Source organism: Bradyrhizobium sp. STM 3557 (genome assembly GCF_045571465.1).
GTDB lineage: Bacteria > Pseudomonadota > Alphaproteobacteria > Rhizobiales > Xanthobacteraceae > Bradyrhizobium.
In genome coordinates, this window is sequence record NZ_CP120697.1 from 1,489,029 (window position 1) to 1,515,525 (window position 26,497).

Genomic DNA, 26,497 nt, shown 5'->3' on the forward strand with positions numbered 1-26,497 from the left:
TGACCGCCAAAACGGCGGTCGATCAGGCGCGGGGCAAGAAACCCCGTGGCTCCGGCGTTCGGGTGCCTGCGGCCGGTGTGGTCGAAACGGCATTGGCCGTTTTCGCCCATGAGGTCCGCACGCCGCTCACGGGCATCCTCGCGATCAGCGACCTGCTTGCGACCTCCGAGCTCGGCGAGCGGGAGCGGCGCTGGGTCGACACCATCAAGGCCGGCGCCGAGCATCTCTCCAGCCTTGCCACCCTGTTCGTCGACGCCGCCAAGGACGAGACCCGCGGCACCGTGCCGCGCCAGGACCTGTTCGACCTGCGCGTACTGGCGCGCGCCGCCGGCGACTCGCTGGCCGGGCGCGCCGCCGCCAAGGGCCTTACGGCCGAGGTGGAGATTTCCAGCCAGCTGCCGGGGCTCGTGATCGGCGATCCCGTCCGCCTGCGGGCGGCGCTGGAGAACCTGATCGACAATGCCGTCAAGTTCACCGAGCATGGCGGCGTCACACTCAAGGTCCGGCCGGCTGAGAGCGGTAAGCGCGGCAAGCGCTGGGCTCCCGGCAAAGTGACGATTGCATTCGCGGTGTCGGATAGCGGCATCGGGCTTACCTTGCAGGAGATCAAGCGGCTGTTTCGGCCGTTCAGCCAGGCCAATGTCTCGATCGCCTCGCGCTTCGGCGGCGCCGGCCTCGGCCTGTCCTCGGTCAGGCAGCTCGCGCGCGCCATGGGCGGCGACGTCGCGGTCGCGCCGCATCCGGGCGAGGGCACCACCTTCACGCTCACCGTGACGTTGTGCGAGGCGGCTGCGCCGAGCTCCGATATGATCCATGCGGAGGATGGCGTGACGCTGGTGCCGGCGCGTCAATTGCGCGTGCTCGGCGTCGAGGACAATCCATTCGGCCGGGTGGTGCTGAACACCATCCTCAACGAGCTCGGGCATCAGGCCGAGTTCATCGGCCGCGGCGAGGCCGCGCCGGAGCGGATCGCCAGGGGCGGGCTGGATGCGGTGCTGATGGACATGGTGCTGCCGGGCATCAACGGCGTCGAAGCCATCGGTCGTATCCGCAAGCTTGCGCCGCCTTACGGCCAGATTCCGATCATCGGGGTGTCGGGCCGCGGCGAGGATGAGGTGCCCTCGCGCGCCGCCGGCGCCGACGCATTCCTGCTCAAGCCCGTTTCCCCGCGTGCGCTAGCGACTGCGCTGCTTGAAGCGACACACCGTGCGGCAGCCGAGACTTGATGATCGCCGCGTTCAACTCGCCGCCATAGACGAAGATCGCGGCGATGAAATACAGGAACACGAGCGCGATGATGACAGAGGCGAGCCCCGCATACATGGTGACGTAGTTGTTGGCGAAGCGCGCCAGATATTGGCCGAACACGATGCCCGAGACCAGCGAGGCCACGAAGGTGAAGACGATGCCGGGAAGGATTTGCAGGAAGCTGCGCCGTCCGGCCGGTAGCCAGGCGTGCAGGATGAACAATGCGGCGATCAGGGCGGTGATGGTGATGCCGTAACGGCCGACATTGAGAAGCTGCTCGTTGCTCTCGACGATCAGCGGAATGTAGCGCCTGACCGACTCGATGAGCAGCGGCCCGAGCACGATCAGGAACGCCATCGCGAGCGCGGTGAAGGCGGCAATCAGCGTGTAGCCGATCGACTCCAGCCGGAGCCAGTACCAGCGCCGCGGCTCGACCACGTCATAGGCGCGGTTCAGCGCCACGCGCAGCGCCTCGACGCCGTTCGAGGCGAAATAGAGCGACAGCACGGCGCCGATGGTCAGCACGCCGGTGTGGGTCGTGGTCAGCACATTGTGGATCTCGCCAGAGAGCGTGCTGGCAACCTGGGTCGGCCATGTCTCCAGGAGCAGCTCCGCGGCCTGATCGGCAAGGTCCTTGGAGCCGAGAAAGCCCGCCAGCGAGGTCAGCACGATCAGGAACGGAAACAGCGCCATCAGCGTCGACAACGCGATGTGGCTCGCGATCGCCCAGCCGTCATCGGCGAGGAAGGTGTAGAACGCATCCAGGCCGACGTGAAAGATGTAGCGCAGCGGCCTCACATTGCACCCTTGCCCGCAGGCAGCGGCCATGCCGCCGATGGCACGCCGCTCCGCAATACCTTCTGATATTCTCCGGCAAAAAGCCAGATCGGCGGGACCGCCGCCGCCATCCGCCATGGCGCTCCCCGCGTTGCGGTGTTATCTAGCAATGATGGCTTCCCTGTTGAGCAAATTCATTCTTCCTATCGCCGTCGGTGCCGTCGCGCTGGTGCTGTTCATGGGCCTCGTCAACATGATGCGCGGCGGCTCGCCGAACGTGTCGCAGAAGCTGATGCGCTGGCGCGTGCTGCTGCAGTTCGTCGCCATCATCATCGCAATGGTCACAGTCTGGGCGATGGGACGCTGAGGAACAGAGATGGTCGTTCTCAACCGCATCTACACACGGACCGGTGACGACGGTACGACCGCGCTCGGCAATGGCGAGCGGCGTCCGAAACACGATTTGCGCGTCGCGGCCTACGGAACCGTGGACGAGACCAACGCCGCCATCGGCGTGGTGCGGCTGCATCTTACGGATGGCGCCGAGATCGATGCGATGCTCGGCCTGATCCAGAACGATCTGTTCGATCTCGGTGCCGATCTCGCCGTGCCTCAGCGCGAGGGCAAGGCGGAACGGCTACGGGTGGTGGCGAGCCAGGTCGACCGGCTGGAGCGCGACATCGACACGCTCAACGAGCACCTGGCGCCACTGACCTCGTTCGTGCTGCCGGGCGGTACGCCTGCGGCCGCCTATCTGCATCTGGCGCGGACGATATGCCGGCGCGCGGAACGGATCATGGCGGAACTGGCGAGCCGGCCGGACGAGCCGGTCAGCGAGGCGGCGCTTCGCTACATGAACCGGCTGTCGGATTTCCTGTTTGTCGCCAGCCGCGCGGCCAACGGTAATGGCGCCGGCGACGTGCTCTGGGTGCCAGGGCAGAACCGTTAACCGGGGATGCGAGGAGAGGCTATTTTTCCCTTGTCGCGCGTTGACCGAGGTGGGCCGGCGCTTTAGGTTCCGCGCCCGAACAGGTCAACCCCCCTTAATATACGCGAAAGAGGATCGATGAAGGTTCTGGTGCCGGTCAAGCGGGTGGTGGATTACAACGTCAAGGTCCGCGTCAAGAGCGACGGATCGGGCGTTGAGCTCGCCAATGTCAAGATGTCGATGAATCCATTCGACGAGATCGCGGTCGAGGAGGCGCTGCGGCTGAAGGAAGCCGGCAAGGCGACCGAGATCGTGGTGGTTTCGATCGGACCCGCGCAAGCCTCCGAGACCATCCGCACCGCGCTCGCGATGGGCGCCGATCGCGGCATCCTGGTCAAGGCCGAAGGCATTGTGGAACCGCTGGCCGTGGCGAAGATCCTGAAGGGCGTCGCCGAGGAGGAGAAGCCGGGCCTGATCATCCTGGGCAAGCAGGCGATCGACGACGATTCCAACCAGACCGGCCAGATGCTGGCCGCGCTGCTCGGCTGGGGCCAGGCGACCTTCGCCTCCAAGCTCGAGGTCGAGGGTTCCGATTTCAAGGTGACGCGCGAGGTCGATGGCGGCCTGCAGACCGTCAAGCTGAAGGGACCGGCGATCGTCACCACCGACCTTCGCCTCAACGAGCCGCGCTACGCCTCGCTGCCCAACATCATGAAGGCGAAGAAGAAGCCGATCGCGGAGAAGACCGCCGCGGATACCGGCGTCGATCTCACCCCGCGTCTCGAGATCCTCAAGACCGCGGAACCGGCGGGCCGCAAGGCTGGCGTCAAGGTCAAGGACGTCGCCGAGCTCGTCGCCAAACTCAAGACCGAAGCCGGGGTGCTCTGACGATGACCACGCTGTTGATTGCTGAACACGAACACGAGCACCTCAAGGACGCCACCAACAAGGCGCTGACCGCAGCTAGCCAGCTCGGCGCGGACGTGCATGTGCTGGTCGCCGGTGGCGGGCAGGGCACCAAGCAAGCGGCCGAGGCTGCCGCGAAGCTTGATGGCGTCAAGAAGGTGCTGGTCGCCGAGGGCGAGCCGTATGCGCACGACCTCGCCGAGCCGCTGGCTGCGCTCGTGGTTTCGCTCGCCAAGGACTATGACGCGATCGTCGCGCCCGCGACCTCGCGCTTCAAGAACGTGATGCCGCGCGTCGCGGCGCTGCTCGACGTCATGCAGGTCTCCGAGATCATCAAGGTGGTGGCGCCGGATACCTTCGAGCGGCCGATCTATGCCGGCAATGCGATCCAGACCGTGAAGTCGAAGGACGCCAAGAAGGTGATCACGGTGCGGACCTCGACCTTCGCCGCGGCCGGCAGCGGCGGCAGCGCGCCGGTCGAGAGCGTGGCGGCCGCCGCCGATCCGGCGCTGTCGAGCTTCCTCAGTGAGGAGGTCGCCAAGAGCGATCGGCCGGAGCTGACGTCGGCCAAGATCATCGTCTCCGGCGGCCGTGCCATGCAGAGCCGCGAGAACTTCGCCAAATATATCGAGCCGCTCGCCGACAAGCTCGGCGCCGGCGTTGGCGCCTCGCGCGCGGCGGTCGATGCCGGCTATGCGCCGAACGACTGGCAGGTCGGTCAGACCGGCAAGGTGGTGGCGCCCGAGCTCTATGTCGCGGTCGGCATTTCCGGCGCGATCCAGCATCTGGCCGGCATGAAGGATTCCAAGGTGATCGTGGCGATCAACAAGGACGAAGATGCGCCGATCTTCCAGGTTGCGGATTATGGCTTGGTCGCGGATCTTTATCAGGCAGTTCCCGAGTTGACCGAGGCACTCGGCAAGCTCGGAAAATAACGACGCGGTCACCGGCGGGGACGGGGCGGTCCCCGCCGGTGTTCTTGAACAGGTCAAGGGCATGGACAGGCGTGATATGCACGCCGTTCGGTGGACAGGCAAAATGGCTCAGATCAACAAGATCGGCGTGATCGGCTCGGGGCAGATGGGCAACGGCATCGCGCATGTCGCAGCGCTCGCCGGGCTCGACGTGGTGCTCAACGATATTTCCGCGGATCGGTTGAAGTCGGGCATGGCGACCATCAACGGCAACCTGTCGCGGCAGGTCGCCAAGCACGTCATTACCGAGGCCGACCGCAACCAGGCCCTTGGCCGCATCACCCCGACCGAGACGATCGACGGCCTTGCCGATTGCGATCTGGTGATCGAGACCGCGACCGAGAAGGAAGAGGTCAAGCGCAAGATCTTCCACGAGCTCTGCGCCGTGCTGAAGCAGGACGCGGTGATCGCCTCCAACACCTCGTCGATCTCGATCACGCGGCTGGCCGCCTGCACCGACCGGCCGGAGCGCTTCATCGGCATCCATTTCATGAATCCGGTTCCGCTGATGGAGCTGGTGGAGCTGATCCGCGGCATTGCCACCGATGACGCCACCTTCGAGGCGGCGAAGGAGTTCGTCGGCCGGCTCGGCAAGCAGGTCGCGGTGTCGGAGGATTTCCCGGCCTTCATCGTCAACCGCATCCTGCTGCCGATGATCAACGAGGCGATCTACACGCTCTATGAAGGCGTCGGGAATGTCGAGGCGATCGACGCGGCCATGAAGCTCGGCGCGCACCATCCGATGGGGCCGCTGGAGCTCGCCGATTTCATCGGCCTCGATATCTGTCTCTCGATCATGCAGGTGCTGCACGAGGGACTGGCGGATTCCAAGTACCGGCCATGCCCCCTGCTGGTGAAGTATGTCGAGGCCGGCTGGCTCGGCCGCAAGACGCAGCGCGGCTTCTACGACTACCGCGGACCGAAGCCGGTACCAACGCGCTAGATCATCAATCCATTGGATCGAACATTGCAGGATGGGGTGAGCGCAGCGCTCACCCCATCCTGCATTCTTCGCATCATGCCGTCCGCGACAATCTGCCCGGACCTTGGCTACCGGCCGTTAAGATCCGTCGGTTAACGTGCCCTTACAGGTAAAGGGTCGACGCGTATGGATATGAGTTTGGTCGCCGCCGTCATGATGCAGAAGGCGGGTGCGCTTCAGCAGCAGATCGCCACCACAACATTGAAATCGAATCTCGACATGCAGAAGGACACGGTCCTGACCCTGCTCGGTGGTGCCAAGCAGTCGCTCGCCAATGTCGGCCCCGGCATCGGCAATAATCTGAACATCTCAGCCTGATTTCGGCGCGTCGAGACCTCGGTTAGTCCGGCTCATACAGTTCGGCATTGGAGGTCCACCTCTCCCATCGGGAGAGGTCGGATTGCATCGTCAGATGCAATCCGGGTGAGGGGTTACGGTCCGTCGATGGTCCTGTGCCCCCTCACCCGATCGCTTCGCGATCGACCTCTCCCCGTCGGGGAGAGGTGAACCGAGCGTGGCGAGCTTCTGGCCTCAATCTTCTGATATTCACCAGCGCTACAGCCCCGCGGCCACCGGCTGCATCGCGGCCGTGATCAGCTTGACGGCGTCGTCGCTGTCCCATTCCGCGGGGCCGGCGATGGTCGCGATCTCGCAGCCCTTGGGATCGACCAGCACGGAGGTCGGCATGCCCAGGGCCCGGCCGATGCTCTTGAGATCCTGAAAGACCTTGGCCTTCTGGTCGCTGAAATAGTCCAGCTTCGTCAGCTTGGCCTCGCTGAGGAACGTCTTCGGTTTCTCCGGATCGCGGGTGTCGATATTGACCGCGACCACCTGGAAGTTCGGACCTCCGAGCTTGGCCTGCAGCCGGTCGAGCGCCGGCATCTCCTTGCGGCAGGGCACGCACCAGGTCGCCCAGAGGTTCAACAGCACCGTCTTGCCGCGAAAGTCCGACAGCTTCTTCGGCGTGCCGCCGCTGTCCTCGAAAGCAAGATCGGGCAGCTTGAGCGGGGTCGTGGCCGCGGTCAGCGCCGCCACCTCGCCATGGATCAGCGGGGCGATCTTGCCGGCCAGCGCGACAGCCCCCCGGCAGGTCGGATCGCCGGAGGGGGGCGCCCTGAACAGGCCGCTGCCATAGGTGACGGCAAAGCCGATCGCGGCGCCGACCAGCACCGTGGCGACGATGAACACGCGCCGGCCCGTGGAGGGCGACGGCGCGGGGGATGGAGCAGGCATATCGTTTGTCATTTCGGGTCGGTTATGGCTATCAGAAGGCCGAAATCGCAAGCGGTCGCCGTCGCCGGCCGGCACGTCGGATCGCGGTCAGGCAAGATTCAAAAGCGGCCAAAGGTAAAGAGCGGCAAGTCATGAGCAACAAGATGTGGGGCGGCCGGTTCTCGGAGCGTCCCGATGAGATCATGGAGGACATCAACGTCTCGATCGACGTCGACCGCCACCTTTACGCCCAGGACATCGCCGCGTCCAAGGCCCATGCGGCGATGCTGGCCGCGCAGGGCATCATCACCGGGAGTGATGCGAAAAATATCGGCAAGGGTCTAGACACGATACTGTCAGAGATTGCCAACGGTTCCTTCGCTTTCAAGCGGGCGCTCGAAGACATCCATATGAACGTCGAGAGCCGTCTGGGCGAGCTGATCGGGCCGGCCGCGGGGCGGCTGCACACTGCGCGCTCCCGCAACGACCAGGTGGCGACCGACTTCCGCCTGTTCGTCCGCGACACCATCGACGAGGTCGATGCGGCGCTCGCCGCCTACCAGCAGGCGCTGGCGGAGCGGGCGCTGGAGCATGCCGGCACGGTCATGCCGGGCTTCACCCATCTGCAGACCGCGCAGCCCGTCACCTTCGGCCACCATCTCCTGGCTTATGTCGAGATGGCCGCGCGCGACCGCGGCCGCTTTGCCGACGCCCGCAAGCGCCTCAACGAATCGCCGCTCGGTGCGGCTGCGCTCGCCGGCACCTCATTTCCGATCGACCGCCACGCCACGGCGGAAGCACTCGGCTTCGACCGCCCGATGGCCAATTCGCTGGATGCGGTCTCCGACCGCGACTTCGTGCTGGAGACGCTCTCGGCCGCCTCGATCTGCGCGGTGCACCTGTCGCGTTTCGCCGAGGAGATCGTGATCTGGACCTCGCCCCTCGTCGGGATGCTCAAGCTGTCGGACAAGTTCACCACCGGCTCCTCGATCATGCCGCAGAAGCGCAACCCGGATGCCGCCGAACTGGTGCGGGCCAAGACCGGCCGGGTGATCGGAGCGCTGAACGGGCTCCTGATCGTGATGAAGGGCCTGCCGCTCGCCTATCAGAAGGACATGCAGGAGGACAAGCAGGGGGCGATGGAGGCTTTTGCCGCGCTGTCGCTGGCGATCCGGGCCATGACCGGCATGGCGACCGACCTGGTGCCCGACGAGGCGCGAATGAGGCTTGCTGCCGGCGAGGGCTATTCCACCGCGACCGACCTCGCCGACTGGCTGGTGCGCACCCTGAAGATGCCGTTCCGCGACGCCCACCACGTCACCGGGCGGATCGTGGCGCTGGCAGCGAAAGAGGGCGTGGCGCTGCACGAGCTGCCGCTGAAGGCGATGCAGGAGGTCGAGCCGAAGATCACGGCCGACGTGCTTGGCGTGCTCAGCGTGGAATCATCGGTGAAGAGCCGGACGAGCTACGGGGGCACCGCGCCGAAGAACGTCGCCGCGCAGGCCAAGGGCTGGCTGAAGCGGCTGGAAAAGCAGCGAAAATAGGGCTTGGGCGCGAAATTTGACCGCCTTTCCGTGGCTATCCTGCACTCGCCAGAGCCCGGCAATCCCGGTATGGTGCCGGCCGCATTGGGGATATCAACCGTGAATCGTATCCGACGTCCGACCTCGTCCGGCTGGACCATTCTTGTCGTGAGTGCCGCCGCGCTGATGCTCGCGTCCTGCGGGCGCAAGGGTCCGTTGGATCTGCCGCCGACCGCGCCGCCGGCACCGCAGCTCTCGTCCGCGCCGGCCGACACCGCGACCGACGCGGCCAATAAGCCCGGCCTGTTCAACCCGAGCTACGGCACCGACGCTGCCCCCAGCGCGCCACGCGGCACCAAGAAATCCTTCGTGCTCGATCCGCTGCTGGACAGCAAGTAGGACCAGTCTCCCACCCTCCCCTTGAGGGGGAGGGTCGACGCGCATCGCGTCAGCGACCCGCGGCGGGTTGGGGTGACGCCACACGCGACGGTGCACGTGGAGATATCACCCCGCCCGCCTCACGTTTCGCTCCGCTCGCCGTGAGGCGACCCTCCAGGGGAGGGTGACAGCGTCAATTTGACATTCCAGCCGGTTTCCCGGCAATTCGCCGCCACAATCAGAATCGCTTTCGCGGCTCAGTGCGCGGATCAGAACCATGAATCATTTCGACTATCGCGATGGCGTGCTGCATGCCGAGGCGGTCAATCTCTCCGCGCTCGCCGAGCAGGTCGGCACGCCCTTCTACTGCTATTCGACGGCGACCCTGGAGCGGCATTACCGCGTCTTCGCCGAGGCCTTCGCCGGCGAGAGGGTGCAGATCCTCTACGCGATGAAGGCCAATTCCAATCAGTCGGTGCTGCGCACCCTGGCGAAGTGTGGGGCCGGCGCCGATGTCGTCTCGGGCGGCGAGCTCAAGCGCGCGCTCGCCGCCGGCATTCCCGCGGGCAAGATCGTGTTCTCCGGCGTCGGCAAGACCGAGGCCGAGCTGCGCGCCGCGCTCGCCGCCGACATCCATTGCATCAATATCGAATCCGAGCCGGAGCTCGAACTGCTGTCGCGGCTCGCCGCGGAGACCGGGCGCACGGCGCGCATCTCGGTGCGGGTCAACCCGGACGTCGATGCCGGCACGCATGCCAAGATCTCCACCGGCAAGTCCGAGAACAAGTTCGGCATTCCGCTTAACTCTGCGCGCGAGGTCTATGCCCGTGCCGCTAAGTTGCCCGGCATCCAGGTCACCGGCGTCGACGTGCATATCGGCAGCCAGATCACCGATCTCGGCCCCATGGAGACCGCGTTCCGGATCCTCACCGAATTCGTGCAGACCTTGCGCGCCGACGGCCACACCATCGACCACGTCGATTTCGGCGGTGGTCTCGGCATTCCCTATTACATGGACCGCGCCGCGCCGCCGGAGCCGGCCGCCTATGCGGCCATGGTCAAGCGCGTCAGCCACAATCTCGGTTGCACGCTGCTGTTCGAGCCGGGCCGCATGATCGTCGGCAACGCCGGAATCCTCGTTGCGCGCGTGATCTATGTGAAGCGCGGCGAGGCCAAGAACTTCGTCATCATTGATGCTGCGATGAATGATCTGATCCGGCCGACGCTCTATGAAGCGCATCACGACATCCTGCCGGTCGTGCAGCCCGCCGCCGGAACGCCGCAGATGATTGCCGACGTGGTCGGCCCGGTCTGCGAAAGCGGCGACTATCTCGCGCTCGACCGGACGCTGCCCGAGCCCAAGGCGGGCCATCTCCTGGCGATCATGACCGCAGGCGCCTATGGCGCCGTGCAGGCCGGCACCTACAACACACGGCCGCTGGTGCCGGAGGTGCTGGTCAAAGGCGACCAGGCAGCCGTGATCCGTCCGCGGATCGATGTCGAGGCGCTGATCGCGATGGATAAGCCGGCGCCGTGGCTGTGAGGGTTCTAGTTCCCACTCCCGGCTTAGGAGGTGAAGACAGCTCTGCCGCGATGTAGCGCGAGCCGACGGTCGCCAGACCTTGCTTCTCTATGGGGCGGCCAGATAGCCGCGTTCATAGGCATCCGCCTGGTTGGCGAAGATCGCCATGGCCGTCGTCATCCGGCGAAAGCCGAGGCGCTCGTAAAAGGCCTCCCTGCCAGGGACAGAATACAGGATGATCTTGCGATGCCCTCGGCAGCGCGCGAGCAGCCGTTCAATGATCTGGCGCCCGAGCCCTTGGCCCTGGCACTCCGGATGCACTGCGACGTCGCAGAGATACGCGCAGTCACGGCCGTCGGCCAGGGCTCGACCAGCGCCGACGAGGCGGCCGGACTCGAATGCGAAGGTCCGATACATGCTGTTTCCGAACACAAGCGCGAGGTCGGCCGGCGACTTGTCGCCGAGCGGGGCGACGCGATAGAGCGCGGAAAGCTCGCTCCAGTCCACCGCGGCAGGATCTTCGCTCCAGACAATCGACATCGGGTGGTCCTTTTGCAGGGAAGTGATGTTTCGCGTTCTTGAGACTAATTAGTGCCGCGCAGCCTTGACGGCCGCGAGGATTTCGTCCTCGTCCGGAAAGTGCCCCTTGCTGCGGCTCGCGACGACCTTGTCGCCGACCCGGATCTGGAAGATGCCGCCCTTGCCCGGCACCAGGCTTGCTTCGAGCGCAAGATGCCGGCGCAAGGCTGCGGCCGCCGCTTTCGCATGTTTCTCGTAGCCGCAAGGGCGGCAGTAGATGATCGTGACATCCGACATCGCGTCCTCCCTTCAGGCGGCGAGCTGTGAATGGCGCACGGCCTCGATTCCCGCGATCCAGCCTGCAACCGAGCGGCCGATCGCCTCGGGATGGTCCTCCTGGAGATAGTGCAGCCCGGCACCGAGCTGAATAAGGGCACAGTGCCGCAATGATGCAGCGAACCGCGCCGCGAAGTCGGGCGAGACGAGTGCGCCGGGCTCGCCGACGAACAGGAGTTTCGGATAGGAGGAGGCGGCGAGCGCCGCGTGCGCGGATTGCATCGCGCCGTAGACGTCGGCAGGCTCGCCCGCGATCGGCAGATCGCGCGGAAGCGCGAGGATCGGACGCCGGCTCTCCGGGTCCGGAAATGGCGCGCGATAGGGTGCCATCTCCTCATCGCTCAGCTTGCGCAGGATCGAGCCGGGCAGCACGCGCTCGATGAAGGCGTTGCCCTGAAGGATCATGGCCTCGCCCTCGCCCGGTGTCCTGAATTTGCGGAAGGTGGCGCGCGCGGCTTCCGACTGGTGAAAGTCCTCCCAGGTCGGCATCGGGCGGATGAACTCCATGAAGGCGAGACCGCGAATGAAATCCGGCCGCCGTGCCGCCAGATGAAACGCGAGCGCGGTGCCCCAATCCTGCGCGACCAGATAGGCCGAGGAGATGCCGAGATCATCGATCAGCGCGTCGAGATAGCGGGCCTGGTCGAAGAACCCGTAGGAGATGTCGGGCTTGCCGGATTGGCCGAAGCCGATGAGATCGGGCGCGATGCAATGCGCGACCGGCGCGACCAGCGGCAGGATGTTGCGCCAGATGTGCGACGAGGTGGGATTGCCGTGCAGGAACAGCGCGACGGGTGCGTCGGCGGCACCGTCCTCGCGATAAGCCATGGTTGATCCAAGAATGTGGGACGTGCGGATAGCGGCATCGACCGGCTTGCTCATGACGGCTCCTTGAACACGGTTTGGAATGCGATGGTCTTGAATCGTTCGAGCGCTTTCGGATTGCGGTCGACCTTCATGCGCAGGATGGCGCCCTGCCAGGATGCGAGCAGGAAATCGGCAAGCTCGCCTGCATCGAAATCGGATGCGATCTCGCCGCGCGCCTGCGCCTCCGCAATGCAGTCCGCAAATGGCACGCGCCATGCGGCGAAGATGTCGGCAAGCCGCGCGCGCAGCAATTCGCTGCTGCCGGACGCTTCCAGGCTGAAATCGCCGATCAGGCAGCCGCGGTTGAAACCGTCGTCCGCGAGCCTGCCGGTGATGATGTCGAGATAGCGCCGCAGCCGCGCGCGCGGCGTGAGCGAGGTGTCCTGGAGTGCCTCGGCGACCAGCCCTTTAGTGTGTTCGAAATAGCGATCGAGCACCTCGGAGGCGAAGGCCTCCTTGGAGCGGAAATGGTTGGTGAAGGAGCCCTGCGGCGCCCCCGCCGCCGCGGTGACGTCGCGCACGCTGGTGCCGTGATAGCCGGTGCGGAACATGGCCTTCAGGCCGGCGTGGAGGATGGCGTCTCGGAGAGAGGGTTTGGGCATGAGCGTATAATACGTACGTACGTATTAACGTCAAGTGCTTCTTTTGCGGGCCTCAGTGTTACACGCGACCGTGATCGAGCCGGTGTGCGAGAGCGGCGACTATCTTGCGTTCGACCGCACGCTGCCGGAGCCGAAGGCGGCCGATCTCCTCGCCATCGTGATCGCAGGCGCCTGTGGCGCGGTGCAGGCCGGCACTACAACAGCAGGCCGCTGGTGCCGGAGGTGCCGGTCAAGGGCGACCGGGCCGCCGTGATCCGCCCGCGTATCGACGTGGACGCGCCGATCGCGATGGACAAGCCGCCGTGGTTGTGAGTTCGATCGATCGAACAGATCCGGCTGATCTTGCGTGCATGGTGCAAGACCACACGAATGATTATGCCGTCGTGATCCTTGCTGTAAAACACCACACGCGCCTGAAATCGGAAGCGGCGGCACCTTGGCGCGATATTGTCTACGCTCGTACCAATGCGCGGAGAATTTGCGAGCAAATCGAAAGTGCGCTCAAGCCCTCCGAGAATCGTGGCGCCGGTTGGGAGGTCCGACTCGGGGGCCAATTGGCGACCTCAGCGAAAAAGAGGAGACCGCACATGGAGGCCGCGTCAGAGTGTGATCGGGTGAGGCAATAACCCAACGTATTGCAGAATGACGACGATCAGAACTACAGGCCACAAGAGTGCTATCGCCAAGTCGAGGCTCCCAACTATCGCCAGTTCAGCGAGTGTATGGTGGCGATGGAATCCTCCGTTGTTGTGGGTGTCCCAGATCAACAACAAAGCAGAAGCCGCGGCGGCTGTTAGATAAACCCAAACGCCGAACGTCCAGTTCCTCGGATGCAGGAATCGCCATTTCCTGACAAAGGTCATCGTATTCAGCATAGCTCTAACCGCAGGCGCGGGAAGTCAGCAACAGGTCCAAAGCCACCCTTCGGTCCCGCCATTGGTCACTTCCGCTTGAGCCTCGGAAGCGGACAGGACCTTCGCCGACCGGAAGGTCCGAGATGGCCCGGAAGCCGGCAAGCTTCCCCCGATCGTCTCGCCAAGGCGGGCCAGCATTGGCCACGCGCATAGCGCAGCTACATCTGTCGAGCCTCCCCTGACACCCGGATGCTGGCACCGGGTTCAGAGGTGATCTCGGCTTTTAGCCGCGACGGCATACCCATGTCCTCCCCCTGGAGGATTTCGATCATGCCACCGTGGGGCCATCCAAGGTCGCGCAGATATCCCGCAAGCGCCGCTGCGGCTGCTCCCGTTGCCGGGTCTTCGTAGACGCCCCCGACTGCGAATGGATTACGGGCATGGAAAAGCGTGTTGGTTTCCGCATGGACGAGAGCGATGGTGACAATGCCGGCTGCCATCATGAACCGTCTTCCTTGCTCAAGGTCATACCGCATGGTGGCGAGCTTCTGCCGGCTTGTCAGGGCCAGGACGAGATGCCGAGCACCAGCCTCGATGATCGCGGGAGGCAGACGTGGGTCGAGATCAGCTACGGTGTACGAGAAAAGATCGAGTGCGGTCTCGACCAACTCCTCCGGCACCTGTTCGTTGCGCGTGCGCGGCGACTGCAACGCGGCGATAAGTGGATTCCGCGATCCTGTCACGGTGATCCGTGTGTCGTTGAGTTGGAGCGTGAAGGTGCCGTCGCCGTGCGCAAGAGCAAGCGCGGCTCCGAGTGCAATTGTTGCGTGGCCGCAAAACGGCACCTCGATCTCAGGTGAGAAGTAGCGTACCAGCCACCCATTCTCGCCCCGTGCGGCAAAGACTGTCTCCGAGAATCCGACCTCTGCCGCAGTCGCCAGCATCCGATCGGCGGGAGGAAGCGTTTCGCAGAGAACGACCCCGGCGGGGTTGCCTCCTTTCGTTCCTTGCGAGAAGGCGGCGATCCGCTGCACGTTCATTCGTCGCTCCAGAGTGAAGATCACAGAGCCTGAGGTTATCGTTTTCCGGGTGAATGTCTCGCCCTTAAAGCGAGCGGAGAACGCAAAAAGCATAGCGTGAAGTTGAATCGTCGCCTGATTGAGACGGCTCTCGATGTCAGCCAACGTCACGCACAGGCGGATGCCCGTTGGGGGTCCAAAAGCCGTCTGATAGACTTCCGGTTGAGCCGCAGCAGGGGACATCCCCAACACCGAGCGCGATCCGAGATGGGCCAGAACCGCAAGTGGACAATCAATCCAGGCGATCAGCCATACAGCCGAGGGCAGGCATTTGTGCCGAGCCAAGGGATGGCTGCTATCCTTCGTTGCCGGCCTGGGGAAATTCAGTAGAAGCCATCATGCTGCGGAACAGCAGCCATATGCTAAATACCAAAATGGTGAGTTCACCAAATAGGCTGAGCGTCAGGGCCAACAGATTCATCATGTCCGCTGCGGATACCCAACTCGCCTGTCCTCCCCCTGTAGTCTGGACCGCGGGTACGCCGGCCTGGGGAGCTCGGAGGAAATAGATCAGAAGCTGCACGACCTCGAACAAGATTACGAGCATTGAAAAGAGTATGCCTACCGCGCTTGCGGCAACTCCTATCCAGGCTGCTCGCCGAATCTCAAATTCCGATGGCCGCCGTGCAGGATCGGCAATCTGCTTGCCAAGGCGTATATATCGATAGGACCATATCGTGGTGAACACCATTAGGATCAATCCAACAATGGTGAGACCTTCAATCAGTACGGACCCACCGCGTGTGCCCACGCTGGCGCTACGGCCAAACATCAGAGCGTAGATCGCAAGCAGAATGGGAATCGAACCGATGACGATCTGGATCCAAAGGCCAGCCCAGCCGAGGCGCAAGAACGCCCTGGCCAGACTATCTTTGCTGGATAGCATCTCGCGAAGCGTCCGCAGCATCGTGACCGAGCCTTCGCTGTCACCGTGTATTCTCGTCCAATATAGACCAGTGGTAATCGAATGTCGCTGCCGTTGGATGATTATTCCAGCTGGCTTTCAGAGCCGCGCGGTGCCTCGACGCCGTTACGCGATCTCCGCAATGCATCAGCCTTCAATTGTCCGGCCAGCTTAGTTCCGGTTGAACTCCGGGACTGACCTCGCCGGCGCCGGCCGGAAGTTCGAGATGGTCAACGGGCGACATTCGGCCGTTCCGGTGACACGCCGGGCTACACTTGGCTGTTTGGCTGGATGTCTTTGTGCCCTGATCAGGCCGATGATGGGCGCCGAGTTGGCAGTGGATTCGGATGAGCTTTCTGTTTTCGATGGCAGATTGCGATCGATGACAAAGCCGGCCGCATTGCGCGCAATGTGCCGATTGTCGCGTTGGACAACTAAACGCCCGAGCATCTTCAGCGCGCCTCGCCCCATCCGGCCCTTCCGCGCAAATATTTCTATTGCGCTTTTTCCGAAATTATGGTTTGATCCGCTCATCCCGTCCCAACGAGGGGGCGCTTCGCGATCGTCACGGACGTCGGGTGCGGGATGCGGTGGGCGCGTCGGGTCGCAGCGTGGTTTCCATGCGGACGAACGATCCGATGCGACGGTGAAGTCGCGTGGTTCTGGCATCCCGGTGCTGATGCCCCGCGCAATGCGTTTACGCATTGTCGCGGACGCGATGATGCGAAGCATCGTCGCAAAACGGGGGCAAGACAGCCGGTCCCCGGGAAGAGCGCGTATAAATCGTAACACCATCGCGCAGGGAAGGTCGGAAGTTTCGGCCGAACCTGTGGTACCTGCCGCCTGCGTTTCTTGTTGCAGGCGGGCCATGGGAGAGGCCAGCTCCCGACCTTCCCTGCGCCCTCACTCTTGCCGAGGGCGACGACTCCTTGAAAACTCGGGCGGAACATGCCGCGAGAACGAAGGCGCATGTGACATGCGAGATCGCGCGGCGGCCGAATTGCGCCCCCGACTTATGGAGGGCCGAATGGCTTTTCTCGAGGCCGCCAAGCCGCCGACTAAACAAAGTTACTATTCCACGCCCTTGGCCTGCGTCTTGCAACTATTGCCGTGAGGGAGAGGGATGGCACGACTGGAGCGGTTCTCTCCGTACATATGCGGGAACTCGCCACACATGCGGGAACTCACCGCCGGTCACACTCTCGTGTGGCAGCCGCGGGACGGGCGGAAAAGCCGGATTGGAACGGGTGCCTCACTGGTGCCTTTGTGGTAGCGTGTCGTTGCGGGCAACCCGGAGATTTTGTTGAGCGGTGTCACCCCTGATCCGGCCCGGCCGGTGAACACACAAGATGCATTGGCCCGGCTGAGGCTGGCGCAGGCGTTGCAGCGGGCGCGCATCGCGATCGCCTGGGAGCACGGCTGGCCGCATCTCGCCCGGATCCTCACCGTCATCGGCCTGTTCCTGGTCGCGTCATGGGCCGGCCTCTGGCTGGCGCTGCCATTCACCGGGCGCGTTGTCGGCGTCGGCCTGTTCGGCGTGCTGCTGCTCGCCGCCGCACTGCCGACGCTGCGGTTCCGCTGGCCAACCCGGGAGCAGGGCCTGGCGCGGCTCGACCGGGGCTCCGGCATCGCGCATCGTCCGGCGACCGCACTCACCGACACGCTGACGACACAAGATCCCATCGCCCGCGCGTTATGGCTCGCGCAGCGCGAGCGGACGCTGGCCTCGATCAAGCGGATCCGCGCCGGCCTGCCGCGGCCCCGGCTGTCGCTGCACGATCCCAGGGCGCTGCGCGCGCTGGTCGTGGTGCTCTTGGTCGCGACCTATGTCGCCGCCGGCGACGAGCGGGCCTTCCGCGTCGGTTCCGCCTTCGACTGGAACGGCATGCTGACGCCGGTCACCATTCGCGTCGATGCCTGGGTGACGCCGCCGCTCTATACCGGCAAGCCGCCGATCATTCTCTCCGCTGCCAACAAGGAAGGCGCACTGCCGCCGAGCGGTCCGCTCGCGGTGCCCGCCGGCAGCACGCTGATCGTCCGCTCCTCCGGCGGCTCGCTCGACGTTGCGACCTCCGGCGGCGTCACCGAGGCGGTGCCGGCCGAGCAGGCGCCGAAGGGCACCACGGAGAAGCATTTCACCATCGCGAGCGACGGCACCGCGCATGTGCGCGCGCCCTCGGGCCAGCCGCAATGGGCTTTCAGCGCGACGCCGGACCGTCCGCCGACCATTGCGTTCGCCAAGGACCCCGAACGCCAGGCGCGCGGCTCGCTCAAACTGTCCTACAAGCTCGAGGATGATTACGGCGTCACGGAAGCGCAGGCCCATGTCGCGGCGCGCCCGACCGAACCATCCACTGATGCCGAGAAGGCGCGGCCCCTGTTCCAGCCGCCGGACTTCGCGCTGGTGCTGCCGAATGCCCGCACCCGCAACGGGGTCGGCCAGACCGTGAAGGATCTGAGCGAAAATCCGTATGCCGGCGCCGAGGTGACGCTGACGCTGACCGCCAAGGACGAGGCGGGCAATGAAGGCAAGAGCGAGCCGTTCGAGACGCGGCTGCCGGAGCGGCTGTTCACCAAGCCCTTGGCGCGTGCGCTGATCGAGCAGCGCCGCATCCTGGCGCTCGACGCCAACCGCAATGGCGACGTGTTCGCCGCGCTCGATGCGCTGCTGATCGCGCCCGAATTGTTCATGCCCGAGACGGGGCAATATCTCGGCCTGCGCTCGATCGCCAGCCAGCTCGAGGCCGCGCACACCGACGACGCGCTTCGCGAGGTCGTCGCCAGCATGTGGGCGCTCGCCGTCACCATCGAGGACGGCGACATCACCGATGTCGACAAGGCGCTGCGCGCCGCCCAGGACGCGCTGAAGCAGGCGCTGGAGCGCGGCGCCAGCGACGAGGAGATCAAGAAGCTGACGCAGGATCTGCGGCGGGCGATGGACAATTACATGCGCCAGCTCGCCGAGCAGCTGCGCAACAATCCGCAGCTCGCGCAGCGCCCGCTCGATCCGAATACGAAAGTCCTGCGCCAGCAGGACCTGCAGAACATGATCGACCGCATGGAGCGGATGTCGCGCCAGGGCGACAAGGAGGGCGCCCGCGAGCTGCTCGAGCAGCTGCAGCAGATGCTGGAGAACCTGCAGATGGCGCAGCCCGGCCAGGGCGGCGACGAGGACATGGAGCAGGCGCTCAACGAGCTCAACGACATGATCCGCAAGCAGCAGCAGCTCCGCGACAAGACCTTCAAGCAGGGTCAGGACTCGCGGCGTGACCGCATGCGCGGCAAGCAGCAGGGCGACCAGGATCAGGACCAGGGCATGAGCGACCTGCAGCAGGACCAGCAATCGCTGCGCGACCGGCTGAAGCAGCTTCAGGATCAGCTCGCCAAGCGCGGCCTTGGACAGAAGCAGCGCGGCCAGAAGGGCCAGCAAGGGCAGAAGGGCCAACAAGGTCAGCAGGGACAGCAAGGCGACGACCAGGGGGTCGATCAGGGCGATGGCGGCGATGGGCTGGACGAGGCCGACAGCGCGATGGGCGACGCCGGCACCCAGCTCGGCGACAACAATGCCGACGGCGCGGTCGAATCGCAGGGCAGGGCACTCGACGCGCTGCGCAAAGGTCAACAGAGCCTGTCCGACGCGATGCAGCAGGCGGATGGCGAACAGCAGGGCGACGGCCCGGGCAGTCGCGCCGGCCGGCAGCCGAATGGCGCGCAGACCGATCCGCTCGGACGGCCGTTGCATGCGGACCGCAATGTCGACGACTATTCGCAGAAAGTCCCCGGCGAAATCGACGTGCAGCGGGCCCGCCGCATCCTGGAGGAACTGCGCCGCCGTCTCGGCGATCCCGCCCGGCCGCAGATCGAGCTCGACTACATCGAGCGGCTCCTGAAGGACTTCTGATCGGTCGTTCGCGAGGCCGCAGCCGCGCGGTGCGTCGCACGCCTCAGGCGAATTGCGCGAGCCCGTGGCCGACCGACCAGTTCTCCTTCGCGGCCTCGATCACGTTCACGAACACGTCCTCCGGCCGGATGCCGGGGCTTTTGCCGAGCAGCTCGGCGATGCGACGGAACAGCGCCGCCTTCTGTGCCGTCGTGCGGGTGTTGAACACCGTGATCTGGATCAGCACCAGATCATCGCGTCGCATGATGCCAAAGGCATTTCCGTAGCGGAAGTTCGTGGCATCGTGCTCGCTGATGGTCATGAACTGGTCGCCTTCGGGAACATCGAGCGTGTCGCGCATCGCAAGATAGAGGCTGTCGAAGATTGCCTGCCGGTAAGCGACCGGCTTTCCGGCGCGCAGAGAGATGTGAAGCAGCGGCATCGGGGCGTCCTTTCCAGTGGGCCTGGGCGATCTTAGGGGCGCATTCGCTCATTTTGATATGCTATGCAATTTGATATCAGTGATAACATCTGGAAATGGTGGAACGCCCCCTCGACCTGGATGCCGTCCAGGCTTTCATCCGCGTTGCCGAGCTTGGCAGCTTTACCCGCGCCGCCGAAGTCATGCGAACGACGCAGGCAGCGGTCAGCCTGAAGCTGCAGCGGCTCGAAGATCGGCTCGGCTGTCGGCTGCTCGATCGCACGCCACGCTACGTGCAGCTCTCGGCACGCGGCGCAGCTTTCCTCGCCCGCGCCCGCGAGCTTCTAGAGGTCCATGACCGCGCGCTCGCCGCCTGCGTAGAGGCCCGGCAGCGTCTCACCGTCGGCATCAGCGACCATGTCGCGGGACCGGAGCTGCCGGCGCTGATTGCCCGCATGAACGCGCAAGATCCGCAACTGCTGATCGAGATCCGGATCGGATCCTCGAATGACCTGCTGCAAAGCTTTGACCGGCGAGAGCTCGACACCGTGATCGTACGCCTGCATGCGGGACGGAACGACGGCGAGCTTCTGACGGAAGAGGAGTTCGGCTGGTTCGCAGCCCCAGTCTGGCAGCATCGTGCCGGAGAGCCGCTGCCGCTCGCCACCATGGCCGAGCCTTGTGGCGTGCGCGCGATCGCCGAGCAACTGCTCGATGCGGCAGGCGTGCCCTGGACGGAGATTTTCGTCGGTGGCGGTGTGGCCGCCGTCGCGGCAGCTGTCATGGCCGGTCTGGGCGTGGCCGCGCTAGCGCCGCGCATGTTGCCCTTCGGCGCGATCGATGTCGGCCCCAGGCTCGGCCTGCCTGATCTGCCACGCCTGCCCGTTCTGCTCCACACGCGCGTCAAGGACGGCCGGCCACGCGACGCACTTGCCGCGCTCTCGGCGGCGTTTCGAAGCGCCGTGCGCGGCTGACGAAAGTGCGGTGATCAGACCTTCAGTTCGCGGACCGGGATCCGCTCCACCGCAAGCCCGAACAGCGGACGCAACCGCGTGCCCAGCATGTTGCCGATGAAGGCCGCGACGAACCAGCACCAGCCGTGCAGGCTGCCGGAGGCGATCCCGCTGAAATAGGCGCCGATGTTGCAGCCATAGGCGAGCCGCGCGCCATAGCCGAGCAGAGCCCGCCGACGATCGCAGCGAGCAGCGAGGATGCGGAGACGCGCCAGGTCGGATTGAACTTGCCGGCAAGTCCCGCGGCCAGCAACGCGCCGAGCATGATGCCGAAATCCATCACGGAAGTGACGTCCCGAAAGATGCTCTGCTGCAGCGAGGCCGCGCGTGCGCCCTGCCAATAGGGCCACGACGCCACATCTGCTCCGAACAGCATCAGGATCTTCGACCCCCACAGCGCGAAAGCCGAGGTGATGCCCCAGGGACGTCCTGCGAGATACAAGGTGGCAAAGTTGCCGAGCGCCAGCGCGATCGCGCCCCAGAGCAATGGCCATGGTCCCTGCATGAGCCGTCGCGCGCCCCGCCGGAAGGTTCGCGCGCCCGATTCGAGCTGGCCGTGGATGCGCGTCTCGATTCTGACCGTGACGAGATAGATCAATGCCATCACGATCAGGCAGAGTCCAAGCGCCGGCGCCCAGCCTAGCTTGTCGATCAGCGAAACCGAGCCGACATTCGGCTGCGCGCTCCACCACGGCAGATGGAGCGCGCCGATGGTCGACCCGGCGATGAAGGCGGCGAGCGTGACCAGCATGCGGGTGTTGCCGCCGCCCGCGGTGTAGAGTGTCCCCGACGCACAGCCGCCGCCGAGCTGCATGCCGAGGCCGAACAGGAAGGCGCCTGTCAGCATGCCGATGCCGACCGCGCCATACTCGCCGCGAACGGGTTCGCCGAACAGCGTGCCTTGCGCGAGCGCAGGAAAGAACAACACCATCGCAATGGCGAGCATCACCATCTGCGCACGCAGGCCCGCGCCTCTCCCTGCGACAATGAAAACGCGCCAGGCCGAGGTGAAGCCGAACAGGGAGTGATACAGCGTCAGCCCAAGTGCGCCGCCGAGCATCAGCAGCAAGCCCTGACGTGCCGAGATCGCAGCGCTCAACACCGCTGCACCCAGGATCAGGATCGCGCTCGCGAGGGCGACCACCTTGGCGTTGGCGGTGTGCCGGTCGTTGTCGGGTGCCAGCAATCGGGCATCGATCGAAAGATCAGTCATTTCGTTTCCGAGAACCGGTCCACAATCAGACCTAACCCCAGCTCCTCCAGCCGGTTCCTGTTCGTCATCGCGGACGGCGACGCACGGCCTATGCGATCGCAACGATCTCGATCTCCTGACCGGCGGTCCCGACGACATCGCCGACCGCCTTGCCCATCAGCAGCCTGGCGATGGGAGAGACGAAGGAAATCATGTCGGCTTTGGGATCGGCCTCGTCCTCACCGACAATGCGGTAGGTCTGCACCCGTCCATCGTCACGGCGGAACGTGACCGTACTGCCGAACGCGACCGTCTCGGCGGATGCGGGGGCGGGCACCACCTGCGCTGTCCGAACGCGGCTTGCGAAATATCGCACATCGCGCAAGGGAAGCGCGCCTTGCCGGCGCCGTTCGTTGACGTCTTCGATCGCCTGCGCCGCCTCATAGGCGTCCTGAGCCTGCTGAAGTTGAAGCTGCAGCGCCTTCAATCCTGCTTCGGTGACGAGGTTGGGGTGCGGCGAAATCGGGCGGTCCGGCAGCAGCGTCTCCGACGCGGTCTCGGCACTGTCTTCCTTGGTGAAGGCGACGCTCAAGCTCCGAACTCCTGACATGGGTAGCCGCAGCTTGTCGGCTGCTACAGATCAAGGTGGTCCACGCGACGGCGTTTTGCAAGGCGGCGATTGCCGCGAGGGCTCCGCAAATCATCATTGCCACTTTTTCCCGGCGCTAGGAACCAAGTCAGCGTCTTCAGGTTTTTGCCCGTGCAAGGAGTGGCTGAAGATGGGCGTCGGTAATCAGTTCGCATGCGCATCGCTGGTTGCGCTGTTCTTGATCGGGCTGCTGGTGACCGCGAACCTGTTCGTGGCGTCCAGGACGACCAAGAGCCCGACGATCTTCTCGGCGCAGGAGATCCGAGTCCCGTTATGAGGAACAGTGCGCAACAGACAAGCGCACTGCGCCTCCGAGAGTTCGAGTAGCACTCGAGATGCGGGTTCGCGCGCTTATCTGCCTTTCCTCTCCGTCAATGACACTGCAGATGATGCGCGTGCGCTGCTGCGCACAAACGCGCGCTCTGGCGCGGCCGGGAACCTGAGGTCGCCCCTGCCGAAGCTTGCGATATTCAACCGGCCTGCTTGTCGAATATGTAGTTGCATAATTTTCCCGATCGCAGGAACAGCCGGCGCGATCGTTGTGTTGGCAAGCGGGGCGATGTTCGGACGACCTGAGGAGCGAATGAGATGAGACTGGCAAGCAGGACCACCGCTGCCGCTGTCCTTGGAGCCGCTTTCTGGGCTGGATCCGCGATCAGTGCGACTGCAGCAATCGTGTGCTCCGGGAAGGTGTGCTGGCACACCCACGAGATCTACACTTATCCGCCCGAAGCCAAGGTCATCATTCACGAAGACAGCTGGAAATGGGCCCCGGCGGAGAAGTTCTCGTTCCGGGAGCACGAGGGCCGTGGCTATTGGCGCGACGACAAGTGGGTGACTTGGTAAGTCGCGTGCGCGTCCCGGTGAGGTCGCCCGCGGACGGCCTCTTGCCTGTCATGCAGTCCATAGCACCGGGAACAACTACCGTTTTTTCCCGTTTCATGACCCCGGCGCTAGACTCTGGTTCGTTGACGCAGTGACACTCCATGCCCCTGGCTCGATACTTTATTTTCACAAGCGGGATGCTGCTCGGCCTGCTGCTTTTCTTGAACTGGTATTTGCCGGGGGCGCCGCCTCCCGCTTTCTCCGCGCAGATGGACCGCTCGACCATTCGCATCCACTCAAACCGGAAATGGCCGGAGGCGGTCAAGATCGATACCAGCGTGCCGATCATTGCGACCGCTCCTGCAGCCCCAGACACGGCTGACTCGGCAGCGCCAGGGGGCGCAACGCTCGCGGGCGGCGCGCTACCGGCCGGCGTCAAGAACGCTTACGCGTCCGAGCCGTCACCGGCGCACGCCGCTTCCGCAGGCGGCCGGCGCCACACCAGAGTGGCGCGAACTGCATCCACCAGGAAGGCGCGGCGGTTTGCGAGCTATCGCCAGCCGGAACCGCACGATTGGTTCCTGGCGAGTTGGTGACATCGGCAGATGTGCACGCAGATTGCCGGTAGGTCGCACGCGTCGTCAGCATTGCCCCGACTCATGCGATCGGCCTCCCGGCGATAAGGAACTGGCCGCGTCATCGTGCACGGCCAGTTCCTTTCTCCAGATGCAGCAGCGTTTTCAAGCGAAGCGGACACCGGTTCGCGTCAGGCAAACGCGTCAAACCAGAAATCTAGAGCCTTCGCTCCGATTCAATCGGAACGAAGGCTCTAGCCCAGCTCCATTTCGACCGCGATGCGGACGAGATCCGAATGGTTCTTTGCACCAAGCTTCTGCTTGAGCAGCGATGTCGTGTTGGCCACCGTCTTGTAGGAAATGCCGAGCGCCGACGCGACTTCGACGATCTTGGCGCCGCGCGCCAGCAGCCGCAGGATTTCCAGCTCGCGCGCGGTCATCAGCGCCGCAGGGTTGGCCTTGATCGCGGCACCTGCGAAAGTCACGGCTTCCGCGAGATGAGGTGAGATGTATCGATCACCGGCCGCGACCTTGCGGACCGCCTTGACGAACAGCCGGGGATCGTCCCCCTTCGAGACATAGCCCTGCGCGCCCATTTCGACGGCGCGGACCACGAAGGCGGGGTCGTCGTTCATGCTGAACATGATGATCTTGGCGTCCGGATCATCTTTCCGGATCCGCCGCATCAGCTCGAAGCCGGAGACGTCCGGCAGCTTGATGTCGATGACGGTCACATCCGGCCGCTTTTGCGTGAAGGCGCGATAGCCGGAATTTGCGTCCGCAGCTTCGTCGATCTTCACCGTCTTATCGGAGGCGAACAGCGATCGGCAGCCCGACACGACGACGGGGTGATCGTCTACGATCAATATCCTCATGCTTGATCTTGTCGTATCCTGCACGGCCTCGCTCGCTTCTCAGGCGAACTCCCGGAACGGTGGAAAGGTCCAGGTATACAAGCTGGCCCAAATGACGAAATTAGAATTCATTAAAGGGAGATCGAATGCAGACAAGGATATGGAGTAATCTCTCTTTGCGCAAACGGCTATTGCTGCCGATCGCCGCGATGGTTCTCGGCGCATTGGTGTCGGGTGTACTCGCGCTGCAGATCTTTTCCCCCGATCAGTTTGAACACGAAAGTGAGCTGGAGGCAGGGTCCGCGCGGGTTGTCGCCGCTGCGTTGAATGCCGCGCTTGCGGTCGCGAGCAATCCGGAGCAGACGCTCGATGCATTCGCCGCCAGCCTCGGCACGAGCGAGTCGATCAAGTTCGTTTCGCCCGGCGCGGCTGCCGATCCCCCGCGCATCGGCGGGAGCGGCGTCCCTGCCTGGTTCGTGTCTCATCTCACGATCCCGGAATTGAGCAAGACCTATCCGATCATGATCGGGCCGGCGCATGTCGGCAACCTCGTTCTCTCTCCTGACCTGTCCGCCGACATCCGGGAGAAGTGGATCGGTCTCCTGGCGATCATCTCCTCCAGCTCGCTGCCGATGCTGCTGGCCGCGATCAGCACCTATTTGGTGGTCGGAGCCGCGCTGCGTCCGATGGAGCGGCTGGCCGCCGGGCTCGTCCGCTTCCGTGAGGGCGACTACGAGATGGTCGTTCCGGTCGTAGGCCCGCCGGAAATACGGCAATTCTGCGCGCAAGCCAACGAGCTCGCTGCGACCTTCAAGCGCCTCAACCGCGACAACCGCGAGCTGCTGCGCCGGATGGTTTCGCTCCAGGACGATGAGCGGCGGGAGCTTGCGCGCGAGGTCCACGACGAGATGGGACCGCTGCTGTTTGCCATCCGCGCCAATGCTGCGGCGCTCACGGAAAACGCCGAGGGATCGTGCCAGCCTGGATCGGCCGTGCACGGCATCGTCAGTGCCGCAGAGGCTTTGCAGCAGGCGAACCAGCGCATCCTGGAAGGGCTGAGCCCGCTCTATGTCGCCGATCTCGGATTGATCGGAAGCATCCAGGCGCTGCTGCGCAACGCGCAAAAGCAGGCGCCAACCATCCGCCTCGTGTCGCGGATCGCACCCGACCTGGATCGGCTCGACGCCCTGTTATCTCAAACCGTCTATCGCCTGATCCAGGAGGGCGTCACCAACGCGCTTCGGCATGCCCGGGCGGCGGCGATCGACGTCATGGCCAGGATCGAAGACGGTCACGTCGCCATCGAGATTTCCGACGACGGTATCGGCGTGCCTGACCAGCTGAAGTTCGGCCGAGGGCTGACCGGCATGCTCGAACGGGTGCGTGCGCTGAATGGAACACTCGAGCTCATTCGCGAGCAGGGCCGGACCGTCGTCCGCTGTCGGCTTCCGCTTGAAAGTCACCGCGAGAATTGACG

General features: G+C 64.5%; 29 protein-coding genes and 2 pseudogenes. 17 read left to right on the top strand and 14 right to left on the bottom strand.

Translation table 11 applies throughout. The features are described from left to right. The first annotated feature begins 92 nt into the window (after positions 1-92). The gene (locus P6U24_RS06700; protein ID WP_407160802.1) at positions 93-1,226 is read left to right on the top strand and encodes an ATP-binding protein; all 1,134 of its coding nucleotides are present in this window, start codon (positions 93-95) and stop codon (positions 1,224-1,226) included. Here P6U24_RS06700 and P6U24_RS06705 read toward each other — a convergent pair. Further along, the gene (locus P6U24_RS06705; protein WP_407160803.1) at positions 1,153-2,076 is read right to left on the bottom strand and encodes a YihY/virulence factor BrkB family protein; all 924 of its coding nucleotides are present in this window, start codon (positions 2,074-2,076) and stop codon (positions 1,153-1,155) included. The genes P6U24_RS06700 and P6U24_RS06705 overlap by 74 nt on opposite strands. Positions 2,077-2,197: 121 nt before the next feature. On the opposite strand from P6U24_RS06705, the gene P6U24_RS06710 reads away from it, so the two are divergent. The 6 genes from P6U24_RS06710 to P6U24_RS06735 all read left to right on the top strand — a co-directional run bounded on the left by P6U24_RS06710 (position 2,198) and on the right by P6U24_RS06735 (position 6,133). Further along, positions 2,198-2,392, top strand: coding sequence for a twin transmembrane helix small protein (locus P6U24_RS06710; protein ID WP_407160804.1), 195 nt, complete (start codon positions 2,198-2,200; stop codon positions 2,390-2,392). 9 nt (positions 2,393-2,401) lie between these two features. Further along, positions 2,402-2,974 (top strand): cob(I)yrinic acid a,c-diamide adenosyltransferase, encoded by a 573-nt coding sequence (locus P6U24_RS06715; RefSeq protein WP_407158376.1) that lies wholly within the window; start codon positions 2,402-2,404, stop codon positions 2,972-2,974. A gap of 117 nt (positions 2,975-3,091) precedes the next feature. Continuing rightward, entirely contained in the window at positions 3,092-3,841 is a 750-nt protein-coding gene (locus P6U24_RS06720; RefSeq protein WP_407158377.1) for an electron transfer flavoprotein subunit beta/FixA family protein, read from the top strand. A gap of 2 nt (positions 3,842-3,843) precedes the next feature. Further along, positions 3,844-4,794 carry an electron transfer flavoprotein subunit alpha/FixB family protein gene (locus P6U24_RS06725; RefSeq protein WP_407158378.1) on the top strand — a complete coding sequence of 317 codons (951 nt, stop codon included), beginning with the start codon at positions 3,844-3,846 and terminating at the stop codon, positions 4,792-4,794. A gap of 103 nt (positions 4,795-4,897) precedes the next feature. After that, complete coding sequence (locus tag P6U24_RS06730; protein WP_407158379.1) at positions 4,898-5,776, top strand: 3-hydroxybutyryl-CoA dehydrogenase; 879 nt, start codon at positions 4,898-4,900, stop codon at positions 5,774-5,776. A 165-nt stretch (positions 5,777-5,941) separates the two neighbouring features. After that, positions 5,942-6,133, top strand: coding sequence for a putative motility protein (locus tag P6U24_RS06735; RefSeq protein WP_407158380.1), 192 nt, complete (start codon positions 5,942-5,944; stop codon positions 6,131-6,133). 237 nt (positions 6,134-6,370) lie between these two features. Here the strand turns inward: P6U24_RS06735 and tlpA are convergent, their stop codons facing one another. After that, positions 6,371-7,060, bottom strand: coding sequence for a thiol:disulfide interchange protein TlpA (gene tlpA / locus P6U24_RS06740; protein ID WP_407158381.1), 690 nt, complete (start codon positions 7,058-7,060; stop codon positions 6,371-6,373). 119 nt (positions 7,061-7,179) lie between these two features. Between tlpA and argH the strand changes: the two genes are divergently transcribed. The 3 genes from argH (at position 7,180) to lysA (ending at position 10,471) form a co-directional block, all read left to right on the top strand. Continuing rightward, positions 7,180-8,571, top strand: coding sequence for an argininosuccinate lyase (argH, locus tag P6U24_RS06745; protein WP_407158382.1), 1,392 nt, complete (start codon positions 7,180-7,182; stop codon positions 8,569-8,571). A 69-nt stretch (positions 8,572-8,640) separates the two neighbouring features. Beyond that, positions 8,641-8,949: an LPS translocon maturation chaperone LptM gene (lptM, locus tag P6U24_RS06750; RefSeq protein ID WP_407160805.1), complete on the top strand. Its 309-nt coding sequence runs from the start codon at positions 8,641-8,643 to the stop codon at positions 8,947-8,949. Between the two features lie 256 nt (positions 8,950-9,205). Further along, complete coding sequence (gene lysA, locus P6U24_RS06755) at positions 9,206-10,471, top strand: diaminopimelate decarboxylase (RefSeq protein WP_407158383.1); 1,266 nt, start codon at positions 9,206-9,208, stop codon at positions 10,469-10,471. An 87-nt stretch (positions 10,472-10,558) separates the two neighbouring features. Here lysA and P6U24_RS06760 read toward each other — a convergent pair whose 3' ends face one another. From P6U24_RS06760 to P6U24_RS06775, 4 genes are read right to left on the bottom strand one after another with little or no spacing between them, the layout of a single operon-like run. Then, on the bottom strand, positions 10,559-10,990 hold the full coding sequence (locus tag P6U24_RS06760; protein ID WP_407158384.1) for a GNAT family N-acetyltransferase: 432 nt from the start codon (positions 10,988-10,990) through the stop codon (positions 10,559-10,561). Positions 10,991-11,038: 48 nt separating this feature from the next. Continuing rightward, positions 11,039-11,266, bottom strand: a complete 228-nt coding sequence (locus tag P6U24_RS06765) for a SelT/SelW/SelH family protein (protein WP_407158385.1) — start codon at positions 11,264-11,266, stop codon at positions 11,039-11,041. A gap of 12 nt (positions 11,267-11,278) precedes the next feature. Then, positions 11,279-12,187 (bottom strand): haloalkane dehalogenase, encoded by a 909-nt coding sequence (locus P6U24_RS06770; protein ID WP_407158386.1) that lies wholly within the window; start codon positions 12,185-12,187, stop codon positions 11,279-11,281. Continuing rightward, on the bottom strand, positions 12,184-12,774 hold the full coding sequence (locus P6U24_RS06775; protein ID WP_407158387.1) for a TetR family transcriptional regulator C-terminal domain-containing protein: 591 nt from the start codon (positions 12,772-12,774) through the stop codon (positions 12,184-12,186). The genes P6U24_RS06770 and P6U24_RS06775 overlap by 4 nt, the downstream gene beginning before the upstream one ends. Positions 12,775-12,844: 70 nt before the next feature. Here P6U24_RS06775 and P6U24_RS06780 point away from each other — a divergent pair. Next, positions 12,845-13,086: pseudogene (locus P6U24_RS06780) on the top strand (diaminopimelate decarboxylase); the annotation flags it as partial. Here the strand turns inward: P6U24_RS06780 and P6U24_RS06785 are convergent. The 4 genes from P6U24_RS06785 to P6U24_RS06800 all read right to left on the bottom strand — a co-directional run bounded on the left by P6U24_RS06785 (position 12,969) and on the right by P6U24_RS06800 (position 16,481). After that, the gene (locus tag P6U24_RS06785; protein ID WP_407158388.1) at positions 12,969-13,328 is read right to left on the bottom strand and encodes a type II toxin-antitoxin system RelE/ParE family toxin; all 360 of its coding nucleotides are present in this window, start codon (positions 13,326-13,328) and stop codon (positions 12,969-12,971) included. The pseudogene P6U24_RS06780 and the gene P6U24_RS06785 sit on opposite strands and share 118 nt — an antisense overlap. A gap of 518 nt (positions 13,329-13,846) precedes the next feature. Beyond that, the gene (locus P6U24_RS06790) at positions 13,847-14,668 is read right to left on the bottom strand and encodes a PhzF family phenazine biosynthesis protein (RefSeq protein WP_407160806.1); all 822 of its coding nucleotides are present in this window, start codon (positions 14,666-14,668) and stop codon (positions 13,847-13,849) included. Positions 14,669-15,002: 334 nt separating this feature from the next. Beyond that, on the bottom strand, positions 15,003-15,614 hold the full coding sequence (locus tag P6U24_RS06795; RefSeq protein ID WP_407158389.1) for a DUF3611 family protein: 612 nt from the start codon (positions 15,612-15,614) through the stop codon (positions 15,003-15,005). 168 nt (positions 15,615-15,782) lie between these two features. Continuing rightward, entirely contained in the window at positions 15,783-16,481 is a 699-nt protein-coding gene (locus P6U24_RS06800; protein WP_407158390.1) for a hypothetical protein, read from the bottom strand. Between the two features lie 433 nt (positions 16,482-16,914). On the opposite strand from P6U24_RS06800, the gene P6U24_RS06805 reads away from it, so the two are divergent. Beyond that, positions 16,915-19,512 carry a TIGR02302 family protein gene (locus P6U24_RS06805; RefSeq protein ID WP_407158391.1) on the top strand — a complete coding sequence of 866 codons (2,598 nt, stop codon included), beginning with the start codon at positions 16,915-16,917 and terminating at the stop codon, positions 19,510-19,512. A 43-nt stretch (positions 19,513-19,555) separates the two neighbouring features. Here P6U24_RS06805 and P6U24_RS06810 read toward each other — a convergent pair whose 3' ends face one another. Continuing rightward, positions 19,556-19,933, bottom strand: coding sequence for a tautomerase family protein (locus P6U24_RS06810; protein ID WP_407158392.1), 378 nt, complete (start codon positions 19,931-19,933; stop codon positions 19,556-19,558). A 95-nt stretch (positions 19,934-20,028) separates the two neighbouring features. Here P6U24_RS06810 and P6U24_RS06815 point away from each other — a divergent pair, with 95 nt between their 5' ends. After that, positions 20,029-20,886, top strand: coding sequence for a LysR family transcriptional regulator (locus P6U24_RS06815; protein ID WP_407158393.1), 858 nt, complete (start codon positions 20,029-20,031; stop codon positions 20,884-20,886). 14 nt (positions 20,887-20,900) lie between these two features. Here the strand turns inward: P6U24_RS06815 and P6U24_RS06820 are convergent. Next, positions 20,901-22,138, bottom strand: a pseudogene (locus P6U24_RS06820) (YeeE/YedE family protein). Positions 22,139-22,226: 88 nt separating this feature from the next. After that, complete coding sequence (gene greA, locus P6U24_RS06825) at positions 22,227-22,709, bottom strand: transcription elongation factor GreA (RefSeq protein WP_407158394.1); 483 nt, start codon at positions 22,707-22,709, stop codon at positions 22,227-22,229. Between the two features lie 187 nt (positions 22,710-22,896). Between greA and P6U24_RS06830 the strand changes: the two genes are divergently transcribed. The 3 genes from P6U24_RS06830 (at position 22,897) to P6U24_RS06840 (ending at position 24,187) form a co-directional block, all read left to right on the top strand. Beyond that, positions 22,897-23,043: a hypothetical protein gene (locus P6U24_RS06830; RefSeq protein WP_407158395.1), complete on the top strand. Its 147-nt coding sequence runs from the start codon at positions 22,897-22,899 to the stop codon at positions 23,041-23,043. A 311-nt stretch (positions 23,044-23,354) separates the two neighbouring features. Continuing rightward, entirely contained in the window at positions 23,355-23,612 is a 258-nt protein-coding gene (locus P6U24_RS06835) for a hypothetical protein (RefSeq protein WP_407158396.1), read from the top strand. 140 nt (positions 23,613-23,752) lie between these two features. Next, positions 23,753-24,187 carry a hypothetical protein gene (locus P6U24_RS06840; protein ID WP_407158397.1) on the top strand — a complete coding sequence of 145 codons (435 nt, stop codon included), beginning with the start codon at positions 23,753-23,755 and terminating at the stop codon, positions 24,185-24,187. A gap of 233 nt (positions 24,188-24,420) precedes the next feature. On the opposite strand, the gene P6U24_RS06845 is transcribed toward P6U24_RS06840, so the two are convergent. Further along, positions 24,421-25,041 (bottom strand): response regulator, encoded by a 621-nt coding sequence (locus P6U24_RS06845; protein WP_407158398.1) that lies wholly within the window; start codon positions 25,039-25,041, stop codon positions 24,421-24,423. A gap of 125 nt (positions 25,042-25,166) precedes the next feature. Here P6U24_RS06845 and P6U24_RS06850 point away from each other — a divergent pair, with 125 nt between their 5' ends. Beyond that, positions 25,167-26,495, top strand: a complete 1,329-nt coding sequence (locus P6U24_RS06850) for an ATP-binding protein (protein ID WP_407158399.1) — start codon at positions 25,167-25,169, stop codon at positions 26,493-26,495. The last annotated feature ends 2 nt before the right edge of the window (positions 26,496-26,497 follow it).

Coding starts and splice junctions, on each gene's coding strand:
- lysA (WP_407158383.1), top strand. CDS start 9,206: ATGAATCATTTCGACTATCGCGATGGCGTGCTGCATGCCGAGGCGGTC.
- P6U24_RS06775 (WP_407158387.1), bottom strand. CDS start 12,774: ATGCCCAAACCCTCTCTCCGAGACGCCATCCTCCACGCCGGCCTGAAG.
- P6U24_RS06735 (WP_407158380.1), top strand. CDS start 5,942: ATGGATATGAGTTTGGTCGCCGCCGTCATGATGCAGAAGGCGGGTGCG.
- P6U24_RS06830 (WP_407158395.1), top strand. CDS start 22,897: ATGGGCGTCGGTAATCAGTTCGCATGCGCATCGCTGGTTGCGCTGTTC.
- P6U24_RS06800 (WP_407158390.1), bottom strand. CDS start 16,481: ATGGCCCGCCTGCAACAAGAAACGCAGGCGGCAGGTACCACAGGTTCG.
- P6U24_RS06850 (WP_407158399.1), top strand. CDS start 25,167: ATGCAGACAAGGATATGGAGTAATCTCTCTTTGCGCAAACGGCTATTG.
- P6U24_RS06770 (WP_407158386.1), bottom strand. CDS start 12,187: ATGAGCAAGCCGGTCGATGCCGCTATCCGCACGTCCCACATTCTTGGA.
- P6U24_RS06705 (WP_407160803.1), bottom strand. CDS start 2,076: ATGGCCGCTGCCTGCGGGCAAGGGTGCAATGTGAGGCCGCTGCGCTAC.
- P6U24_RS06715 (WP_407158376.1), top strand. CDS start 2,402: ATGGTCGTTCTCAACCGCATCTACACACGGACCGGTGACGACGGTACG.
- P6U24_RS06765 (WP_407158385.1), bottom strand. CDS start 11,266: ATGTCGGATGTCACGATCATCTACTGCCGCCCTTGCGGCTACGAGAAA.
- P6U24_RS06815 (WP_407158393.1), top strand. CDS start 20,029: ATGGTGGAACGCCCCCTCGACCTGGATGCCGTCCAGGCTTTCATCCGC.
- P6U24_RS06730 (WP_407158379.1), top strand. CDS start 4,898: ATGGCTCAGATCAACAAGATCGGCGTGATCGGCTCGGGGCAGATGGGC.
- P6U24_RS06810 (WP_407158392.1), bottom strand. CDS start 19,933: ATGCCGCTGCTTCACATCTCTCTGCGCGCCGGAAAGCCGGTCGCTTAC.
- tlpA (WP_407158381.1), bottom strand. CDS start 7,060: ATGACAAACGATATGCCTGCTCCATCCCCCGCGCCGTCGCCCTCCACG.
- argH (WP_407158382.1), top strand. CDS start 7,180: ATGAGCAACAAGATGTGGGGCGGCCGGTTCTCGGAGCGTCCCGATGAG.
- P6U24_RS06840 (WP_407158397.1), top strand. CDS start 23,753: ATGCCCCTGGCTCGATACTTTATTTTCACAAGCGGGATGCTGCTCGGC.
- P6U24_RS06710 (WP_407160804.1), top strand. CDS start 2,198: ATGGCTTCCCTGTTGAGCAAATTCATTCTTCCTATCGCCGTCGGTGCC.
- lptM (WP_407160805.1), top strand. CDS start 8,641: ATGGTGCCGGCCGCATTGGGGATATCAACCGTGAATCGTATCCGACGT.
- P6U24_RS06760 (WP_407158384.1), bottom strand. CDS start 10,990: ATGTCGATTGTCTGGAGCGAAGATCCTGCCGCGGTGGACTGGAGCGAG.
- P6U24_RS06720 (WP_407158377.1), top strand. CDS start 3,092: ATGAAGGTTCTGGTGCCGGTCAAGCGGGTGGTGGATTACAACGTCAAG.
- P6U24_RS06795 (WP_407158389.1), bottom strand. CDS start 15,614: ATGCTGCGGACGCTTCGCGAGATGCTATCCAGCAAAGATAGTCTGGCC.
- P6U24_RS06845 (WP_407158398.1), bottom strand. CDS start 25,041: ATGAGGATATTGATCGTAGACGATCACCCCGTCGTCGTGTCGGGCTGC.
- P6U24_RS06835 (WP_407158396.1), top strand. CDS start 23,355: ATGAGACTGGCAAGCAGGACCACCGCTGCCGCTGTCCTTGGAGCCGCT.
- P6U24_RS06725 (WP_407158378.1), top strand. CDS start 3,844: ATGACCACGCTGTTGATTGCTGAACACGAACACGAGCACCTCAAGGAC.
- P6U24_RS06790 (WP_407160806.1), bottom strand. CDS start 14,668: ATGAACGTGCAGCGGATCGCCGCCTTCTCGCAAGGAACGAAAGGAGGC.